Annotated in this window: 22 protein-coding genes; 21 read left to right on the forward strand and 1 reads right to left on the reverse strand. The window is 49.5% G+C overall.

Annotated elements, in window-relative coordinates; translation table 11 throughout:
* Positions 1–8 precede the first annotated feature (8 nt).
* The 15 genes from infA to H8730_RS07020 all read left to right on the forward strand — a co-directional run bounded on the left by infA (position 9) and on the right by H8730_RS07020 (position 11,013).
* The gene (gene infA, locus H8730_RS06950; protein ID WP_177714753.1) at positions 9–227 is read left to right on the forward strand and encodes a translation initiation factor IF-1; all 219 of its coding nucleotides are present in this window, start codon (positions 9–11) and stop codon (positions 225–227) included.
* Positions 228–267: 40 nt separating this feature from the next.
* On the forward strand, positions 268–381 hold the full coding sequence (rpmJ, locus tag H8730_RS06955; protein ID WP_177714751.1) for a 50S ribosomal protein L36: 114 nt from the start codon (positions 268–270) through the stop codon (positions 379–381).
* A gap of 307 nt (positions 382–688) precedes the next feature.
* Positions 689–1,057, forward strand: coding sequence for a 30S ribosomal protein S13 (rpsM, locus tag H8730_RS06960; protein ID WP_177714749.1), 369 nt, complete (start codon positions 689–691; stop codon positions 1,055–1,057).
* Positions 1,058–1,073: 16 nt separating this feature from the next.
* On the forward strand, positions 1,074–1,475 hold the full coding sequence (gene rpsK / locus H8730_RS06965; RefSeq protein ID WP_177714747.1) for a 30S ribosomal protein S11: 402 nt from the start codon (positions 1,074–1,076) through the stop codon (positions 1,473–1,475).
* Positions 1,476–1,497: 22 nt separating this feature from the next.
* A complete protein-coding gene (gene rpsD, locus H8730_RS06970) occupies positions 1,498–2,124 on the forward strand; it encodes a 30S ribosomal protein S4 (RefSeq protein ID WP_177714745.1) in 627 nt (208 codons plus the stop codon).
* 28 nt (positions 2,125–2,152) lie between these two features.
* Positions 2,153–3,112 (forward strand): DNA-directed RNA polymerase subunit alpha, encoded by a 960-nt coding sequence (locus H8730_RS06975; RefSeq protein WP_177714735.1) that lies wholly within the window; start codon positions 2,153–2,155, stop codon positions 3,110–3,112.
* A gap of 171 nt (positions 3,113–3,283) precedes the next feature.
* Entirely contained in the window at positions 3,284–3,820 is a 537-nt protein-coding gene (locus H8730_RS06980; protein ID WP_177714733.1) for a bL17 family ribosomal protein, read from the forward strand.
* A gap of 95 nt (positions 3,821–3,915) precedes the next feature.
* A complete protein-coding gene (locus H8730_RS06985) occupies positions 3,916–4,767 on the forward strand; it encodes an energy-coupling factor transporter ATPase (RefSeq protein WP_177714731.1) in 852 nt (283 codons plus the stop codon).
* Positions 4,752–5,600, forward strand: coding sequence for an energy-coupling factor transporter ATPase (locus H8730_RS06990; RefSeq protein ID WP_177714729.1), 849 nt, complete (start codon positions 4,752–4,754; stop codon positions 5,598–5,600). Before H8730_RS06985 ends, H8730_RS06990 begins: the two co-directional genes overlap by 16 nt.
* Positions 5,601–5,610: 10 nt before the next feature.
* Positions 5,611–6,441, forward strand: a complete 831-nt coding sequence (locus tag H8730_RS06995; RefSeq protein WP_177714727.1) for an energy-coupling factor transporter transmembrane component T family protein — start codon at positions 5,611–5,613, stop codon at positions 6,439–6,441.
* 12 nt (positions 6,442–6,453) lie between these two features.
* Positions 6,454–7,206 carry a tRNA pseudouridine(38-40) synthase TruA gene (gene truA / locus H8730_RS07000; protein WP_177714725.1) on the forward strand — a complete coding sequence of 251 codons (753 nt, stop codon included), beginning with the start codon at positions 6,454–6,456 and terminating at the stop codon, positions 7,204–7,206.
* Between the two features lie 424 nt (positions 7,207–7,630).
* Positions 7,631–7,999, forward strand: coding sequence for an immunoglobulin-like domain-containing protein (locus H8730_RS07005; protein WP_177714723.1), 369 nt, complete (start codon positions 7,631–7,633; stop codon positions 7,997–7,999).
* A 188-nt stretch (positions 8,000–8,187) separates the two neighbouring features.
* A complete protein-coding gene (gene rplM, locus H8730_RS07010) occupies positions 8,188–8,622 on the forward strand; it encodes a 50S ribosomal protein L13 (protein WP_177714721.1) in 435 nt (144 codons plus the stop codon).
* A gap of 23 nt (positions 8,623–8,645) precedes the next feature.
* Positions 8,646–9,038: a 30S ribosomal protein S9 gene (rpsI, locus tag H8730_RS07015; protein WP_177714719.1), complete on the forward strand. Its 393-nt coding sequence runs from the start codon at positions 8,646–8,648 to the stop codon at positions 9,036–9,038.
* A 166-nt stretch (positions 9,039–9,204) separates the two neighbouring features.
* Complete coding sequence (locus tag H8730_RS07020; protein ID WP_177714717.1) at positions 9,205–11,013, forward strand: hypothetical protein; 1,809 nt, start codon at positions 9,205–9,207, stop codon at positions 11,011–11,013.
* A 58-nt stretch (positions 11,014–11,071) separates the two neighbouring features.
* Here H8730_RS07020 and H8730_RS07025 read toward each other — a convergent pair whose 3' ends face one another.
* Complete coding sequence (locus tag H8730_RS07025) at positions 11,072–11,815, reverse strand: SDR family NAD(P)-dependent oxidoreductase (protein WP_177714715.1); 744 nt, start codon at positions 11,813–11,815, stop codon at positions 11,072–11,074.
* Positions 11,816–12,000: 185 nt separating this feature from the next.
* On the opposite strand from H8730_RS07025, the gene H8730_RS07030 reads away from it, so the two are divergent.
* The 6 genes from H8730_RS07030 to ftsX all read left to right on the forward strand — a co-directional run bounded on the left by H8730_RS07030 (position 12,001) and on the right by ftsX (position 18,282).
* A complete protein-coding gene (locus tag H8730_RS07030) occupies positions 12,001–13,134 on the forward strand; it encodes an LCP family protein (RefSeq protein WP_177714713.1) in 1,134 nt (377 codons plus the stop codon).
* 18 nt (positions 13,135–13,152) lie between these two features.
* Complete coding sequence (locus H8730_RS07035) at positions 13,153–14,043, forward strand: YitT family protein (RefSeq protein ID WP_177714711.1); 891 nt, start codon at positions 13,153–13,155, stop codon at positions 14,041–14,043.
* A gap of 172 nt (positions 14,044–14,215) precedes the next feature.
* On the forward strand, positions 14,216–15,328 hold the full coding sequence (locus H8730_RS07040; RefSeq protein WP_177714709.1) for an ABC transporter ATP-binding protein: 1,113 nt from the start codon (positions 14,216–14,218) through the stop codon (positions 15,326–15,328).
* A gap of 230 nt (positions 15,329–15,558) precedes the next feature.
* Positions 15,559–16,656, forward strand: a complete 1,098-nt coding sequence (locus H8730_RS07045) for a PucR family transcriptional regulator (protein WP_177714706.1) — start codon at positions 15,559–15,561, stop codon at positions 16,654–16,656.
* A gap of 32 nt (positions 16,657–16,688) precedes the next feature.
* Positions 16,689–17,375: a cell division ATP-binding protein FtsE gene (ftsE, locus tag H8730_RS07050; protein WP_177714704.1), complete on the forward strand. Its 687-nt coding sequence runs from the start codon at positions 16,689–16,691 to the stop codon at positions 17,373–17,375.
* The gene (gene ftsX / locus H8730_RS07055) at positions 17,365–18,282 is read left to right on the forward strand and encodes a permease-like cell division protein FtsX (RefSeq protein WP_177714702.1); all 918 of its coding nucleotides are present in this window, start codon (positions 17,365–17,367) and stop codon (positions 18,280–18,282) included. The genes ftsE and ftsX overlap by 11 nt, the downstream gene beginning before the upstream one ends.
* Positions 18,283–18,322: the final 40 nt, after the last annotated feature.

The following is an 18,322-nucleotide window of genomic DNA, read 5'->3' on the forward strand; positions in this document are numbered from 1 at the left end:
TTTAAGATTTGTCGAAAAGTGATGTTGTAGAGTTTGAAGGAACCGTAGTGGAAAAGCTGCCCAATGCCATGTTTTTGGTGGAGTTAGAAAATGGTCATCAGGTTTTGAGTCATATCAGCGGAAAGCTACGGATGAATTTCATTAAAATATTACCGGGAGATAAAGTGACCATTGAATTATCCCCCTATGATTTGACGAAGGGCCGCATTATCTGGCGTGCGAAATAGCAGCAAGGCGCGCTGCGGGATTTAGAAAGGAGCGACTAGGATGAAGGTTCGTTCATCAGTAAAGCCAATTTGCGAAAAATGCAAGGTAATCAAGAGAAAAGGCAAGATCATGATTATCTGTGAAAATCCGAAGCACAAACAAAAGCAGGGTTGATCGCGCGTAGATTTGTATCATAATCCCACGAGATTCCGGCGGTGGAGAGCGATGCTTTGTGCATATTCGCCGGGTTTGGCGGAAGGCAGATGGCAAAAATTTGCTTGCAAAACCGGAAATTCTGCGATATAATTAAACTTCGGGAAACTATATTTTGACGCGGCTGCAATGAAAGCGTTTGGCAAACGCCCATTGCTGATGGAAATACAATCGGTGGATTCCCCACGGGATTCATCAACCAGGCTGTAGCCAAGGGCAAGGTCTGGCAGGTTTTTAGGAAGTAGAAATCTAGGAGGTGCACGATTACATGGCACGTATTGCTGGTGTAGATTTACCCAACGAGAAGCGAGTTGAGATTGGCCTTACCTACATTTATGGTATCGGTCGCGCCAGTTCCAATCGTATCTTACAGGAAGCCGGTATCAACCCTGATACCCGTGTGCGCGATCTGACGGACGACGAGACGAACAAGATTCGTGAGATCATCGAGGCCACACAGGTTGTCGAAGGTGATTTGCGCAGAGAGACGGCTCTCAACATTAAGAGATTGACGGAAATCGGATGCTATCGCGGCATTCGTCACAGAAAGAGCCTTCCCGTTCGCGGTCAGAATACGAAAACCAATGCTCGGACTCGCAAAGGACCAAAGAGAACCGTGGCCAATAAGAAGAAATAAGTAGGAGGTCAGGAAGTTGGCAGCTAAGAAAGTAGCGAAGAAAACAACGACGCGTCGCCGTGTCCGCAAGAATGTGGATAAGGGACAGGCGCATATTCAGTCTACGTTTAATAATACAATCGTAACGCTCACCGATACGGCGGGCAACGCCCTTTCCTGGGCAAGCGCCGGCGGTCTGGGATTCCGTGGATCCCGCAAGAATACCCCCTATGCCGCACAGATGGCCGCGGAGACAGCCGCCAAGGCTGCTATGGAGCATGGCCTGAAGTCTGTCGAAGTCATGGTGAAGGGACCGGGAGCTGGCCGTGAAGCCGCCATTCGCGCTCTTCAGGCAGCCGGATTGGAAGTAACCATGATCAAGGATGTGACGCCCGTTCCCCACAACGGCTGCCGTCCTCCGAAGCGCAGAAGAGTGTAATCTCAGGAGGTGAAATAAGACTATGGCTAGATATTCAGGACCGGTATGCAGACTATGCCGGAGAGAAGGACAGAAATTATTTTTGAAGGGTGACCGCTGCTACACAGGCAAATGCTCCGTCGATCGCCGCACCTATGCGCCCGGTATGCATGGACAGAATCGCAAGAAGCAGTCCGAGTACGGATTGCAGCTCCGTGAGAAGCAGAAGGCAAAGCGCATTTACGGCATTTTGGAGACGCAGTTCCACAATTATTTTGAGAAGGCGTCACAGCAAAAGGGAATCACAGGTGAGAACCTGCTGCGCCTGTTGGAGATCCGTCTGGATAACGTCGTCTACCGCGCAGGGTTTGGGCGCTCACGCACAGAGGCGCGTCAGGTGGTGCGCCACAACCATATCGAAGTCAACGGAAAAAAGGTAAACATTCCCTCCTATCAGGTCAAGGTCGGGGATGTGATCACGATCAAGGAGCAGTCCAAGGGGATTCAAAGATTCAAGGATATCTTTGAGACGGCATCCTCCAGAACCGCCCCCCAGTGGATGGATGTGAACTTTGATCAGGCTCAGATCACCGTTACTGCGCTGCCAGCGCGTGATCAGATCGATATCCCGGTTGAAGAGACACTTATCGTCGAGTTGTATTCTAAATAATAGAAAGAGTTAGTGAAGGAGGGCCCCTGTGTTAGAATTTGAGAAACCACGCATAGAAGTGATGGATATCAGTGAGGACGGTACCTACGGCAAGTTTGTTGTTGAGCCTTTAGAGAGGGGTTATGGTACCACATTAGGAAATTCTCTGCGCAGGATTATGCTGTCTTCTCTGCCCGGCGCGGCCGTTTCCAGCATCAAGATCGAGGGAGTTCTGCACGAATTCTCGACAGTTCCTGGTGTCAAGGAGGACGTGTCGGAAATCATTCTGAACCTGAAGAACCTTGCGATAAAATGTCACGGGGAAAGCAATGAAGCTCGCAACGCTTATATTGAATTTGAGGGCGAGGGAGTCATTCATGCTGGGGATATTAAAGTAGACCAGGATATTGAAATCATCAATCCGGACCTTGTCATTGCAACGCTCAGCGGAGGTACGGATTCCAGATTGTTCATGGAGATGAGCGTCACGAAAGGGCGGGGCTATGTGGGCGCCGACAAGAACAAGAGTGACGACCAATCCATCGGGATCATACCCATCGATTCACTCTATACTCCGGTACAGCGGGTCAACTTTATTGTTGAGAATACTCGAGTCGGACAGATTACCGACTTCGATAAGTTGACGATGGAAGTGTGGACCAACGGCACGCTGCAGCCCGATGAAGCGGTGAGTCTGGCGGCAAAGGTATTGAACGATCATTTGGCATTGTTTATCGATTTGTCTGATAGTGCGAAGAACGCAGAAATCATGGTGGAGAAGGAAGAGGATCAGAAGGAGAAGGTTTTGGAGATGACCATCGAAGAGCTGGATCTTTCGGTTCGCTCCTACAACTGCCTGAAGAGAGCGGGAATCAACACAGTAGAGGATTTGACAAACCGGACGGAAGAGGAAATGATGAAGGTCCGAAATCTCGGCAGAAAATCCCTGGATGAGGTGCTGGGCAAACTGGAAGAGCTTGGGTTGGCGCTGAAACCGGGCGATGACTGATCAGGAGTTGGCAGGACATAGCGTCCATAATAGGTAAAGGGGCTTTATTCCCGCGGGGATAGAGCGACGGCGTCTGCGGCTGCCTGTAGTGGAGCATGGCAGATACCGGGGACCGCGTCAAATCTTTATAGGCCGCGGTCTTTTAGTGGAATACGGACTAGGAGGTTCATTATGGCTGGATATAGAAAGCTTGGCAGGACATCGTCCCAGCGCAAGGCGCTGCTTCGGAACCAGGTTACAAATCTGCTTTACAGAGGGAGAATCACGACGACGGTGACGAAGGCCAAGGAGATTCGCAAGATTGCAGAACATCTGATTACGCTTGCCGTGCGGGAGAAGGATAATTTTGAGACCGTTACGGTGACCCAGAAGGTGCCGAAGAAGACGGCGGACGGAAGACGCGTGAAGGAGACTGTGGATGGCAAGAAAGTGACGGTCTACGAGGAAATCACAAAGACCATCAAGAAAGACAAGCCCTCCCGTCTGCATGCGAGACGGCAGATGCTGAAGGTCTTCTATCCTGTCACGGAGGCGCCGGCCGATGGGGTCAAGATGAGAACCCAGAGCAAAAAGGTGGATATGGCGGCGAAGATGTTTGATGAGATAGCGCCCAAGTATGAGAACCGCAAAGGCGGATATACCCGCATCATCAAGGTCGGCCCTAGAAAAGGCGATGGCGCGGAAGTTGCCATCATTGAGTTGGTATAAGAGCTATTGTAGCTGGGAGACGAAACTAGGTTAGGCGCTTGTCTAACCTTTTTCTATATCTGAATATGAAATGCGGAGCGGGAGGAGGAGCGCCAATGGATATGGTGCGGTCAGAGGGCTTGATGCATGAGTATGCGGTCCGAGGAGATGACGGCGAGGTCACCCAGCGAATCCGTGCGCTGGATCATGTCGATCTCTCAGTGCAGGCGGGCGAGTTTATCGCGGTTTTGGGACACAATGGTTCCGGCAAATCCACCTTTGCGAAGCATGTCAACGCGCTTTTGTTCCCCGATGGGGGTACGCTCTGGGTTGATGGGATGGACACAAAAGAGGAAGATCGAGTGTGGGAGATCCGGCAAAAGGCTGGGATGGTGTTCCAGAATCCTGATAACCAGATCATTGCCTCCGTGGTGGAGGAGGATGTGGCCTTTGGACCGGAGAATCTCGGGGTGGAACCCACTAAGATCCGCACGGATGTGGAGGATTCTCTGCGTGCTGTCAATATGCTGGATTACCGCAGCCATTCCCCGAATAAGCTCTCCGGCGGCCAAAAGCAACGGGTTGCCATTGCCGGTGTTTTAGCCATGAAGCCGAAATGCATTGTGCTGGACGAGCCGACCGCTATGTTGGATCCCTCCGGACGGCAGGAAGTTATGCGGACGATACAGCGGCTGAACAAGGAGGACAATATTACCATCCTGCATATCACCCATTATATGGAGGAAGCGGTGCAGGCCGACAGGGTTGTCGTCATGGACCACGGAAAGGTAGTCCTGAACGGAACGCCTCGGGAGGTATTCTCACAGGTGGAAACCATAAAGGAAATTGGGCTGGATGTACCGCAGATGACAGAATTGGCCTACCGTCTGCGCCAGGAGGGACTGGAAGTTCCAGCTGACATTTTAACAGTCGAGGAAATGGTGGATGCGCTATGTCGATTGAAGTAAGAGACGTCAGCTACGTCTATGAGGAGGGCTCCCCCCACAGCAAAGCGGCGTTGGACCATGTGAGTCTGACCATCGAAAAGGGAGAGTTCATCGGAATCATTGGACACACGGGGTCTGGAAAATCAACACTGATTCAGCATTTGAACGGACTTTTAAAGCCCTCCCACGGTGAGATCCTATATGACGATGTCAATATATTAGAACATAAGGAGAATTTGAGACAGCTCCGGCAAAAAGTTGGACTGGTCTTTCAATATCCGGAGCATCAGCTCTTTGAGATGACCATCTGGAAGGACGTGGCCTTCGGCCCGACCAATATGCGGTTGCCGCAGGACGAAATCAACCGGCGGGTAGAAAATGCGCTGTCCATGGTGGGGATCAGCTCTGATTTCTACCAGAAATCACCCTTTGAGTTATCCGGCGGTCAAAAGCGCAGAGTTGCTATTGCCGGGGTGCTGGCCATGGAGCCGGACTATCTGATTTTGGACGAGCCAACGGCGGGCTTGGACCCGATGGGCCGAGACGCTATCTTGGGGAAGGTCATGGAGTTGCACAGGGAACTGGGCATGACGGTGGTGCTTGTGTCCCACAGTATGGAGGACGTGGCGCGGTATGTCAACCGGATTATAGTCATGGACGAGGGGACAGTCAAATTTGACGGGGAGCCGAGGGCGGTATTCTCTCACAGGGATGAACTGGAAGCCATGGGGTTGGGGGTACCGCAGGTGACCAAACTGGGGAGCTTGCTGCAAAACCGTGGGTTTCGGATGGAGGATACAGTCCTGACGGTTGACCAGATGGTCGGGCAGATTCGCGCAAATTTCCAAAGTTAGGGGGAATACGATGCTTCGAGATATTACCATTGGGCAGTACTATCCCGTGGATTCTGTGATCCATCGACTGGACCCCCGCACGAAGATCATCGGCACCATTGTCTATATCATAGCGCTGTTTTTGGTGAAAAACCTTCTCGGCTTTGGCATTGCGATCATCGCTCTGGCGGCATTGATTTCCCTATCCAAGGTGCCCTTTCGCTATATTGTGCGCGGTCTCAAAACGATTGTCATCATTTTGCTATTTACGGTGCTGCTTAATATGTTCTTGACCAAGGGAGATCCGCTGATCCATTTCTGGATCTTTACGATCACACGGCAGGGGATCTATACGGCGGGATTTATGGGCCTTCGGTTGATTTTGCTCATCATCGGCTCATCGCTCATGACCTTGACGACAACGCCGATTCAGCTCACGGACGGAATTGAAAGCCTTTTGAGGCCTCTGAAAAAGATCAAAGTTCCCGCCCACGACATTGCGATGATGATGAGCATTGCCCTGCGCTTTATCCCAATCCTGTTGGAGGAGACGGATAAGATCATGAAAGCGCAGATGGCGAGAGGTGCCGACTTTGAGAGCGGCAATCTTCTGCAGAGAGCGAAGAGCATGGTTCCCATTCTCGTTCCACTCTTCATCTCCGCCTTTCGCCGGGCCGATGAATTGGCCACGGCTATGGAGGCCCGGTGTTATCGTGGGGATGTGGGAAGGACACGGATGAAGGAACTGCACTATGGGCGCCGGGATGCGGTCGCATACCTGATTTTGTTGCTGTTTGTGGGAGGTCTCTATGCGTCCCGGTATTTACCGGCCGTTTCCCAGTTGCTCCACATGATTTTATAGAGGGTGAGAATCGTGCGGCGAATATGTATCACCATCAGCTATGATGGAACGGAGTATGCGGGGTGGCAGCGGCAGCACAACGCTCTCGGCATTCAACAGGTTTTAGAGGATACCTTGGAGGCTTTGTTTGGCCGGTCTGCTCACGTGGTGGCGTCGGGCCGAACCGACACAGGGGTACACGCATGGGGGCAGGTGGCGTCCTTTGATTTGGAGCACGAGATCGCGCCAGGCCAGCTGAAAAAGGCGATGAATTCAAGACTGCCCGATGATATTCGGGTTATGGATGCATCGGAAGTGGGATTGGACTTCCATCCGCGATTTGATGCGAAGGAAAAGACCTACTGTTATTCCGTCTACTGCGGGGATACAATGCCTCCCCTGTACAGGCGGTATATGGTGCTGGAGAGTAGGCCTTTAGATCGAGACCGCATCCGGGAGGCTCTGGCGCTCCTGGTGGGCCGCCATGACTTCAAAGCGTTTCAATCCACAGGTAGCCCGACCAATACGACAATTCGAACCTTATATGGCGCGGAGATGAAGGTGGACCCCGCGGATCCCCATATCCTTCGGTTTTATTTTACAGGGGATGGATTCCTGTACAACATGGTGCGCATTATGGCCGGGACGTTGCTCCAGGTTGGATATGGAAGGTTCCTGCCCGGACAGGTTGAGCAAGCGCTGCGGACAGGGAGGCGCGAGCTGGCAGGCCCTACAGCGCCGGCCCATGGATTGGCGCTAATGTCGGTGCGCTATCCGGGTCGATAAGGGAAGACTCTCGTTTGATCCCCTGTCAGCCGAAATATGACAAGAGCCAATGGGAATGTAAAAAAACAGCCAGCAAAAAACGGAGAAATCCAGAAAAGGGTTCCTCCGTTTTTTGCGGCGTATTGGGTCTGTGGAAAAAATCAGGGAGTCATCTATGGGGCAGAAGGTCATAGCTTTTGAACATATCGACAGTATTGATATGGATGTATTGACTATTATATTAAAATTGTTTATAATAGAAAAAGATAAAAGTGGTATCGTGATATTGCTTTATAAATAGTAGAAATGAACAAAACACACTGTATAAATGGGTAAGAGTGGAGGTGGTCCTATTAGAAAAAGATGGACGTTCTCAATCATCACAATTTTGATAATAGTAAGTATTTGTATTGTCATAGGCGTTGTAGGGCGAAATAGCTCCAAGGTGTTACATCCGTCGAACTATGAAATATACACGGCTGACACGATTAAAATGGAGGCAGAAGAACAGGCATACTCTAGTAACATTGCATCGATTAAAACGATTGTAACGTCCAGTGTAGAATTGGGTTATGGGATGGACTTTGAACTGGAGTTCTGTAAGGATGGCAGGTGGTATACCATGGAGATGAAAGATACCTCCTTTATTTCGCTCACCGGTATCATCGCCGCCGGCACGCCTCACGAGATTGACTATCACATCCACGACCACTACCGGACGCCCCTCAAGGCGGGGAGGTATCGTATTGTGCAAGAATTCAGTTCTGAAGAGCTGGGAATCTGCTATTGCGCAGCCGAATTTGTTATCCAGTGATAAACAGGATTCTTGCGGGAAAATAAGTTAGAAAAAATCCTTGACTTACCACGAATCTTGTAATATAATATATGCGTTATGCACCTCGGATAATCTTGGTGCCATATGCTATGCGAAGGAATTAATCCACTAGCCCCGGATTCCGATTTCGAGCTGTATAGTAAATACTAAGGAGTGACGATAGTTCCATGAAAACGTATATGCCCAGCGCAAAAAATATCGATAGAAAGTGGTATATTGTTGATGCAACAGGACAGACGTTAGGACGCCTTGCTTCCCAGGTGGCTTCTGTGCTGCGCGGTAAGAACAAACCACAGTTTACACCCTTCATGGATATGGGGGACTTTGTGATTATTATCAACGCGGATAAAGTGAAACTGACAGGCAAAAAGCTGGAGCAGAAAGTATATTCTACACATACGGGACAGCCCGGCGGCTTGAAGGAGACCAAATATAAACTGATGATGCAGACGAAGCCCGAATTGGTTGTCAAGAAAGCCATCAAGGGGATGCTGCCCAAGAATTCTTTAGGCAGAGACATGATCAAAAAACTCAAGGTATACGCCGGAGGCGAGCACAATCATCAGGCGCAGAAACCAGAAGTTTTAGAGATTAAGGCTTAAGGAAAGGAAGGAGAGCGTAAGTTATGGCGAATATACAGTATTATGGCACAGGGAGAAGAAAATCCAGCGTGGCCAGAGTATTTTTGAGACCCGGAACGGGCAAGATTACAATCAACAAGCGCGATATCGACGATTATTTTGGGATGGAAACGCTCAAGACCATCGTGCGTCAGCCTTTAGCGGCGACAGAGAGTGTCGACAAATTCGACGCAATGATCACCGTGCGCGGTGGCGGATTCACCGGCCAAGCCGGCGCGATCAAACATGGTATCGCAAGGGCGCTCCTGCAGGCGGATGCAGAGTTCCGCCCTGTTCTGAAGAGAGCGGGGTATCTGACTCGTGATCCCAGAATGAAGGAGAGAAAGAAGTACGGACTGAAGGCCGCCCGCCGTGCGCCGCAGTTCTCCAAGAGATAAGGACGCGATTGGAATTTCGAGTTTGCGTGAAGCAAACTTGTGGAATGAGGGACAAAGGGGAAGACGCCTTTGTCCTTTTTCTATTCAGGAAAGATGTGACAATATATTACAGAGAACTGAGAAAATCAGCACGAATCGACAGGTTCGCACAGAAGGAGGCTGAGATATGGAAAGACCCATTACAGTGCATCCGAGGCGTAAACGAATCCTCGTCATCCTGGGGATCACACTGGCGGGGATTCTGGCAGCGGCGGTGATGGCGGTCATGATCCTCTATATCTATGTCCGCAAACATGAATTCTCATATCAGTATAGGGAAGTGGATATTGAAGAATATCTGAAAGAAACAGGCATTGAGGCTCTGTCGCTGGATATGGAGAGCCAGACGATCACCGTAGCGCTGCCGGAGGATGCGTTCAATACGGCGATAAATCAATTTCTGGAGGAGCAGGGGAAATCTTTGGATGGCGTTTCAATACTCCACATGGTATTTCGCCAGGCGGATGGCCGCGTGTATATGCAGATCAAGAAGGATGGGCTTATACTGCCTGTGGCGGCGAAGGTGACCATGGCGGTGGAGGGAGAGGCGCTTCAGTTAGGCCTTCAGGATTTCGTTTTGGGGACCATGGAATGGAGGCTTCCCAAGAAATTTTTACAGGGGCAGATGCAGTGGAGTATACCACTGGATGAACTTCCAGGGCCGGATTGGGTTTCCTTGACAGGTCTCAGCTGGGACGAGGAGGAAATCCGAGCACAGATGAAAATCGATATACCCAAGCTGATATCAATTTTTCAGGGGTTTTTATCGGGGATTGAAGAGAACTATCTAGATATGATGCTGGCCAAGGAGGATCACGGGGCGCTGCTGGATCGAATTCAGGCGATCTATGGCGGAGCGGCCATGACGGGAGACGATGCACTGGCGATCCTACAGGACTTTTTTCATACGCAATCTCAACTATTTCCCATGCTCTCTATATTAGATGAGGCCACGTCGGAACAGATTCTACAGAGATATGCATATTTAGTTCGTCCAGGGACTGATTATCAAGCATATTCAGAGCTTCGCGCCGAGCTGTCATTGCAGATGAAAGCCACGGTGGCAGGGTATGTTGAACGAGGACTGTATTCTATGCTCGGCAAGACAGTGGGAGAGCCGCTAACCCTCTATTCCATCAAGGGGACTCCCTATGATCCCTCCTATGGAACGCTGTACAATCTTGAGACAGTGCTTGCCGCAAATCCGGTGGAAGATCGGTATAAACCCATGTTGGAAGGGATGCGGCTGTATTATCGAATCGAGGATGGCAGCTGTAGCGTTTTGACAGAAGCCAACAGCGAGGGCCAAATTCTGGTTGTCTCCAATGGGAGTTATGTCGTCGTCAGCGAGGAAGAGGCGGATTCACAGTTCCCCTATCGGGAGGAGGAGGCCAGCGTTGCCCAGATCCTGCCCCGGGGGGATGCCACTAGGCAAGAAATTGAAGCGTCTGCGGCTGCCAGTCTTGGAATCGGAGATATCAAAACGCGATATATCGCAGCTTCCGAAGACAGTGCCTTTGGCGTCTTCACCGACGGTATGTCCCACACTCTCATGGCAGCCACCCTGGAGCAGATAGACGGAAGCTGGCAACTGAAAGACTCCGATGTTACAGAGTATTGGGCGTATAATCGGGACAACCCTGATTTCAATGCGAGCGTCTTCCCTCTGAATACAGTCAATGATGTCAGCATCAAGTCCATCTCTCAGGCTGGGCAGAGCGCGGTTCTGACCAAAGCGAGAGCCAGCGGCTACGCGTCGGGCAAGGACACCATCCAGTTTTCCTGCTTTATTGGTTCCCATATTTATGTCAGCTTCTCAGGAGGCGGTGAGTGTGTGATCCACGTCAACTCATTGGGAGTGCTGGATGATTGTACCTCAGTGGAGGATGCAAGAGCAAACTGGAGCTTGCCGCCATTTCTAACAGTGCAACCGTAAAGCTCTGCTGCGAAATTTCTATAATGGAATACCCCGTATACCGCTCTGGGCATACGGGTTACAGAAAACAACCATCCATCGTGATGATTTGGCCATTGATGTAGGAGCTGTCAGGGCTCGCAAGGAAGGTTAAGAGGGCAGCGGCCTCCTCAGCGGTTCCAAAGCGTCCCACCCCGATGGCCTCTTCCAGTTCGTGGCGTTCTCCTTCCGCAAGGGATTGGTTCATGGCCGTATCGATACAGCCGAAGGCCGCGGCGTTGACCCGAATGCCCGAGGGAGCTAGTTCTCTCGCCAGTGCCTGAGTGAAGGCGTTAACCGCGCCTTTGGAGGCGGAATAGGCAACCTCACAGGAAGCCCCCCGCACGCCCCAGATCGAGGAGACATTTAGGATCGTTCCCTCATGGGCTTGAACCATAGGAGCGATAGCCAGTTTCGAACAGATATAGACGGATTTTAGATTGACATTCAGCACCTGATCCCAGGCATCCTCCGGCATATCCTGAAGAAGGCCTGAGTAGGAGATTCCGGCGTTGTTCACTAGGACATGGAGGCGTGGAACCCGAGTATAGATTTCCTTGCGAAAAGCCTCCTCCATTGAGGGATAGTCCGATACGTCAGCGGCAATCACGTGGCAGGGAACGCGGTAGCAATCCTGTATCTGCGCCTGGAGCTCATATAGTGCAGTCCCCGGGGGACGGCCGTTAATAAATACCTGATAGCCCTGCCGGGCAAAGGATAGTGCGGCCGCCCGGCCGATTCCCCTGGAGGAACCGGTGATTAACACTGCGGGGTACGAGTTCATAGGGATCCTCCTTTCCAATACATATCAATAATATTCACAACGAATGATGCTATTGTATCAGATTTCGCACCAAAAAGAAATACAAATTTTATTGATTTGTAATGAAAACATAAAAGACATATGGTACACTAAGAGATGCATGAACGCGGCATTGGCCCGCACGGAAAAAAGAGGGAGAAAGAGGAATGAGCAAAAGAAGAAAAAGGTTGACGCCTAGTCAGAAGGTATTACGAGTTTTGGTATTTGTTCTGCTTCCCTGTGTCATCGTCGGAGTTGCAGGGGTGGGGATTTACGCAGCTCTGAACCCAGGAGGAGACTCCTCAGGGGACATAGCCCAGGAATCGTCGAGAGAGATGAGCTCTGGCGTGCAGCCCAGTCAGTCGGAGTCCAGAGAGACGTCAGAGGAATCCAGCTTAAGTCAAGAAGAGAGAGAGTTTCTGGAATGGATGGGGCAGAAGCCCAATCAGGAGAATGTCACCGCCCTGCTAATTGGAATGGACCTGGAGGAAGTCCACACGGACGTCATCATGCTCTGCAATTTCAATAAAGAGACAAAGACGACATCCATCATCTCCATTCCCAGGGACACGTATATCAAGCTGACAGACGAAGAGTACAAAGAACTGCGCAAACTAAACAAATATGCATATCGGGAGATGAAGCTCACAGAACTCCACGCCTTTGCGTACGGGGACCACGCCACCGATTGGACCGTGGACATGGTAGAAAAGATTTTGGATATCGACGTGGATTTCTATGTCTCCGTCAACTTCGAAGGGTTTCGACAAGTGGTGGATGCCATCGGCGGCGTGGAGTTCGACGTGCCGAAGACGATTACCACGTGGAACGACGATTACCAGCGGAATGTCACGGTAGAGGCCGGTCCGCAGGTGTTGGACGGCGAGCAGGCGGAAGCCGTAGTCCGACACCGCAAAACATATTCTGAAGCTGATCTACAGCGGGTCCAAGTTCAACAGGAGTTTATGAAGGCCGCTGCGAAACAGCTGCTTCAGGGAAAGAACATCTTAAAGATTCCCGAACTGATTCGAATTTGTTATAAATATGTGAATACGGACCTAGGGGTAGGGGATATACTAAAATATGCCGCTATCGCTGGGGATGTGGACCTGGACAACCTGGTGACGGGGACCCTGCCAGGTGGGACAGAGGATGTGGGCGACCGCAACTATTTTGTCATGGACAGTGCGAAAACAAAGGAATTGATGGCCAGCATTTTTACCCCCAGCAAGTATCAGGAGTGGCAGCAACAGAATTCTTCTGACAGCGCCGGCTCTTCAGAGGATTCAAGGGTGCGATAATCGCGAGAAGGTGGAGAAATGGCAAAAGACCGGAAACGAGCTGCCAGCAGGGGGAAAGCTGTGCTGGATATGGGAAAGATCACCGCTGGGACTTTCCTTCTGGCCGCGGCATTGAATATTTTCTTTGAGCCCCACGGCATCATTACGGGGGGAGTCACGGGCATCGGAATCCTCCTTAAGGAACTCTCTGAGCGGTTTTTGCCGGTCTCGATCCCACTGTATCTTTCCAATTTTGTCATCAACATTCCACTTTTAATCATTGCACTTGTCATAAAGGGCAGAGCTTTCCTTGGAAGAACGTGTGTTGCAACGATTCTGCTCTCCTTGTTTTTATTTTTGACACAGAAATGGGCCTATGATTCCGGGGATATGATCCTAAATATCCTGTACGGTGGAATCTTGAGTGGAGCGGGTATCGGCTTAGTTTTTACGGCTTCCGCAACAACGGGCGGCACGGACCTTATCGCTGCAATCATCAGCCATTATCACAGTCATCTTTCCATACCCTATTTGCTGTTCTTTGTCGACGCGGTTATTGTTCTAAGCGGCATTTTTGTCTTTGATGTCTCGAAAGCCATGTACGCTGTGGTGGGCATCTTTCTGACTTCCCACATGGCAAACCGAGTCATGGAGGGGTTCCACTATTCCAAAGCCATTTTCATCATCTCCGACTGCTGGGAGGTATTGGCAGATACCATATTAAAAGAATTACAGCGCGGTGTGACGGGCTTATCCAGCCAGGGGATGTACACTCGAAAGGACAGGAAGATGTTGTTTTGTGTAGTTTCCTCGAAAGAAATTGTTCGAATCAAGGAAATTGTTGCACAAAAAGACGCCGGAGCGTTTCTTATTGTGACAGATGTTCGGGAAGTGTTCGGCGAGGGCTTTGTTGAATACAGCAATTCCTGAGGCAATTCTTGGATAAAATTGCAACTATTCTAAGAAAATGCATAGTTTGTATGCAAAGTAACCAAATTGTAAAATACGGATTTGTCTATTTAATCAATAGCCGAAAAGTGAAAAATGGTGTATTATTTGTAATAGAGTTTTAACAATGAAAATTTTTAAGGAGGCTGTTCCAATGGCTAGTTTGCAGTTAAAGAACATTAAAAAGACCTATGGCAACGGTATTACAGCGGTCAATGACTTTAATCTTGATATTGAAGATAAAGAATTTATCATCTTTGTAGGTCCGTCAGGATGTGGTAAGTCCACAACGCTTCGTATGATCGCAGGGTTGGAGGAAATTACAGAAGGTGAGCTGTATATTGGCGATAAATTGATGAACGATGTTGCGCCCAAGGATCGAGACATCGCCATGGTTTTCCAGAACTACGCTCTGTATCCCCATATGACCGTGTATGACAACATGGCCTTCGGCTTGAAATTGCGCAAGACGCCGAAAGCTGAAATTGAAGCCAAAGTTAAGGAAGCAGCCAGAATTCTTGAGATTGAGCATCTTCTTGACAGAAAACCGAAAGCTCTTTCCGGTGGACAGAGACAGCGTGTTGCGATGGGCCGTGCCATTGTCCGTGAACCTAAGGTATTCCTCATGGATGAACCTCTCTCCAACTTGGATGCGAAACTCCGTGTCCAGATGCGTGTTGAGATCGCAAAGCTGCATCAGAGACTGCAGGCGACGATCATCTATGTTACCCATGACCAGGTTGAGGCTATGACCCTTGGAACAAGGATCGTCGTTATGAAAGACGGCATCATGCAGCAGGTTGACTCTCCTGTTAAGCTATACAATGAACCCCAGAATCTGTTTGTCGCAGGTTTCATTGGCTCTCCCCAGATGAACTTCATCGACGCAGTTGCCCAGAAGGAAGGCAGCGATGTATACCTGGCGTTCCACGGTCAGAAGGTAAAATTGCCTGCTGAGAAGGCGAAGACCGTTGAGGATGGCGGTTACATAGGCAAGGAAGTGATTATGGGTATCCGCCCTGAGGATATTCATGAGACAGAAGCTGCGCTGAAGCAGTTTGCTGACTCCTCCATCGTAGCCGATGTAAACGTGACAGAGCTTCTCGGAGCGGAGATGCACCTGTACCTGTCCATTGAGGACACAGACTTGATCGCCACAGTGAATCCTCGTATTCAGGTTAAGTCCGGCGACCGCCTGAAGCTGGCGATGGATCCTTCTAGAATCCACGTGTTTGACAAGGAAACGGAACTCACCATCACCAACTGAGAAATAGCCGCAAAAACATCGTCAAAATAGATAAATTGTGGACTATAAAAGAAAAAGAAGAGGGAAAAACAAACAAAAATGTATTTTCTCTCTTTTTTTTTTTCCCAAAATGCGATATAGTATAGATACGCACAAGTTTTAACCATAATAACTTGAATCAATGCGGAAAGTCCGGTTTAAGCCAATATAGACAATATATCAAAACAGAAGGCATAGGAGAGTGGACATTTATGATTTCAAACCAGATTCTTCAGAGCACCATTGATGGCCTCAAAGGCATCACCAAGCGGGACATCACCGTTATGGACGTTGAAGGAAGCGTTTTAGCAACGACGGAAGATATTGATATCGGAAGCCAGGTCCCTACCGTTCCCGATCTTATTCACTCTAAGGCAGAGAGCATGTTGATTCAGGGATATCAGTATTTTAAAGTGTTCGATGAGCATACCGTAGAATATGTCGTGTCGATCAAGGGAGAAGACGAAGACGTTTACAAAGTGGGGAAGATTACGGCTTTTCAGATTCAAAATCTTTTGGTTGCGTATAAAGAGCGGTTTGACAAGGATAACTTCATTAAGAATTTGCTGCTGGACAACATGCTGTTGGTTGACATCTATACGAGAGCGAAGAAGCTTCATATCGAAAATAATATCAATCGGATTGTATTTTTGATTGAGTCCAACAACGACCGGGATACCAATAGCTCTGTCATGGATATCATCCGCAGTCTGTTTCCTGCCAAAACCAGAGATTTCATCACGGCGGTGGATGAGAACAATATTATCCTGGTGAAGGATGTCAGCGAAGATTCTCAGCGCGGCGTTATGGAGAAGACGGCTAAGAGCATCGTCGATACGCTGAGCAGTGAAGCCATGGGCCGGGTGCGGGTCGCGCTGGGGTCGGTTGTCAACGATCTGAAAGATATCTCTCGCTCTTACAAGGAAGCGAAGATGGCGTTGGAGGTCGGAAAGATCTTTTATGAAGATAAGTTGATTATCAATTACAACCGTCTCGGCATCGGCCGCCTGATCTACCAGCTGCCGCTATCCCTCTGCAAGATGTACATCGATGAGATCTTTAAGGATATCAAGGTTGGCGATTTTGATGAGGAGACGCTGAACACCATAAATAAATTCTTTGAGAACAGTTTGAATGTCTCCGAGACATCGAGACAGCTGTATATCCATCGAAATACGCTGGTATACCGGCTGGACAAGCTCCAGAAGAACACGGGGCTGGATATTCGCACTTTTGAGGATGCCATTACGTTTAAGATCGCGCTGATGGTGGCGAAGTATATGAATTATATGGAGAAGAGCGGATATTGATCCGCCTTGGCTTTGAATAGGAGAGACTTGTTTTGATTGAGTTGAGCAATGTGAGCAAAATATATGACAATGATGTAACGGGAGTCAAAGAACTTAATTTGACAATTCAAGATGGCGAATTTGTCTTTCTCGTCGGGGAGAGCGGTTCCGGAAAAAGCACGCTGTTAAAGCTGCTGATGAAGGAGCTCGACCCGACGGAAGGCGCGATCACCATAGACGGCGAGGACGTGACGCATCTAAAGAGAAAAAATGTATCAGCGCTCCGCCGCAGAATGGGGATCGTCTTTCAGGATTACCGCCTTCTCACGAAAAAGACTGTGTATGAAAATGTGGCCTTTGCGCTGGAAGTTATCGAGGAGTCCAGTCGAAAGATTCGGCGCAGTGTACCGTTGGCTTTAAATATGGTAGGACTTGCGCACAAATCGAAATACTTGCCCGGCGAGATTTCAGGGGGCGAGCAGCAGAGGACGGCGATTGCAAGGGCAATTGTCAACAATCCTCCGATTTTGCTGGCCGATGAGCCCACCGGCAATCTGGACCCTAAGAATTCAAAAGAGATTATTGAGCTGATTGAACGAATCAACAAGAGGGGAACGACGGTTATCATCGCGACCCATGATCGAGCCATCGTCGATACGATGCAGAAGCGGGTGATCCATCTGGAGAAGGGTGAGATTGTCCGAGATTCTGAAAAAGGCGGGTACGACGATGAGGATTAGAACGATAAAAGTATGTCTAAAAGATGGCTGTAAGGGGATTCTCAGGAATGGCCTTATGTCCTTGGCGTCCATCGGGACCATTGCTGCCTGCCTGTTTATTCTCGGACTTACATTTTGCATCGTCCGCAATGTTCAGCAATTTACAAACGATCTTGGAAATTCCCTGGGGATTGTTGTGTTTTTGAAGGAGGGCGTTACAGAGGAGCAAGGCAGAAACCTGGCGGAAGAGCTGAATGCCAGGGATGAGGTGAAGGGCGCCCGGTACATATCGCCCGACGAGGCGTGGATGAACTTTAAACAGACGCTGGAGAAGGAGACGGGGCTAAATTCCGATATCCTCAGCGAGCTGGACCAGGATAACCCGCTGGCGAATTGTGCAAACATTGAAGTCTATCTATACGATGCACAGTCGCAGGCGAGTTTTGTCGAGTATCTGGAGACAAGCTCCGATGTGCGGAGCGTCAAGTATTCCAATGAGGCGGCGGATATGCTATCTTCCTTCAGCAAATTGGTTACCTATGTGGGATTGGCCCTGATCGCCATCCTGGTTTTCATTGCGGTGTTGCTCATTGTCAATACGATTAAACTCTCCGTGTACATCCGCCGCTATGAGATCAATATTATGAAATATATCGGGGCACGGGATTCTTTTGTCAAGCTTCCCTTTATTGTGGAAGGCGTAATTATCGGGCTGATCGGGGCCGTCGTGCCTGGATGTCTGATTTATTTTGCGTATTACTACGTGGTGGAGATTATCAATGAGCGATTCTCATCGGTCAGCTATCTATTTAATTTTCTCAGCGTCAATACCATTATGCAGACGCTGATCCCTCTATTTTTGATCTTAGGGGTCTTGGTGGGAATCATCGGCAGCTCAATTTCAATCCGAAAACATTTGAAGGTATAACAGGTTAACTCGGGGATGACTTGTACTCTGTGGCTGAGCC

The sequence above is a fragment of the Bianquea renquensis genome, from assembly GCF_014384895.1.
Classification (GTDB): domain Bacteria; phylum Bacillota; class Clostridia; order Lachnospirales; family Bianqueaceae; genus Bianquea; species Bianquea renquensis.